Origin of the sequence: Bradyrhizobium sp. Mp27, from assembly GCF_029953005.1 — a bacterium.
GTDB classification, from domain to species: domain Bacteria; phylum Pseudomonadota; class Alphaproteobacteria; order Rhizobiales; family Xanthobacteraceae; genus Bradyrhizobium; species Bradyrhizobium barranii.
This window is the reverse complement of sequence record NZ_JASAUS010000582.1, coordinates 1-703: the sequence shown is the minus strand read 5'-3', so window position 1 is coordinate 703 and position 703 is coordinate 1. Positions and strand designations below refer to the sequence as shown.

At 58.6% G+C, this 703-nt stretch carries 1 protein-coding gene; it reads left to right on the top strand.

Going from position 1 to position 703, the window contains the following annotated elements:
* Positions 1-112: 112 nt before the first annotated feature.
* Positions 113-631 carry a transposase gene (locus tag QJT78_RS51845; protein ID WP_281460917.1) on the top strand — a complete coding sequence of 173 codons (519 nt, stop codon included), beginning with the start codon at positions 113-115 and terminating at the stop codon, positions 629-631.
* The last annotated feature ends 72 nt before the right edge of the window (positions 632-703 follow it).

Sequence of the window (703 nt, the reverse complement as noted above, 5' to 3'; positions counted from 1 at the left end):
CAACGCATACAACGACAGAGCCGAGCCCTTCGTCTGGACCAAGAAAAAGGTCCGTCAACGCCGTTTCAAAGGCCGCCGTATCACTCAGCTCTGATTCCGGGTACTAGTGTCCATGCGCCGAGACATCGAGAACCAGGTTCGCAGCTTGATCAAGGAATGTGGATTGCTTTTCCCTCGCGCGATCGGCCAACAGTTCCGCAACCAGGTCAGCGAACTCTTGGGCGTCGATCATTTGCTTCTCAGCGTGATATCGCCGCTGCTCTCGATCCACGAGAACGTTTGTCAGCAACAAGGTAAGTTCGACAACGAGGTCCGCCGGTTGGCAAAGCTGGACGAGACGACGCGTCGCCTGATGACGGTCCCGGGGGTCGGTGTCGTGACGGCCCTAACGTTCCGCCACACGATCGATGACCCCTCGCGCTTCCGATCGGCTTCGACGGTCGGCGCCTACCTAGGCCTTACGCCGAGGCGCAGCCAATCCGGCGAAACCGACACCAACGGAAAGATATCTCGATGGGGCGACCGGCTTCTCCGAACTTACTTGTTCGAGGCCGCCACTGTCCTTCTTTATCGAACCAAAAAGTGGTCTTCCCTAACCCGTCTTATTCGTAAGAGTGCGCCTGAGGGGTAAAGCGCTGATGCGGCGTAGGATTCGGTTGCGAAGCCAACCCCATCACCTCCAACCGCGAACGCCACGCCCGCC

Bases quoted from the DNA above. Each gene is read 5' to 3' on its own strand.
- QJT78_RS51845 (WP_281460917.1), top strand. From the start codon at position 113: ATGCGCCGAGACATCGAGAACCAGGTTCGCAGCTTGATCAAGGAATGT.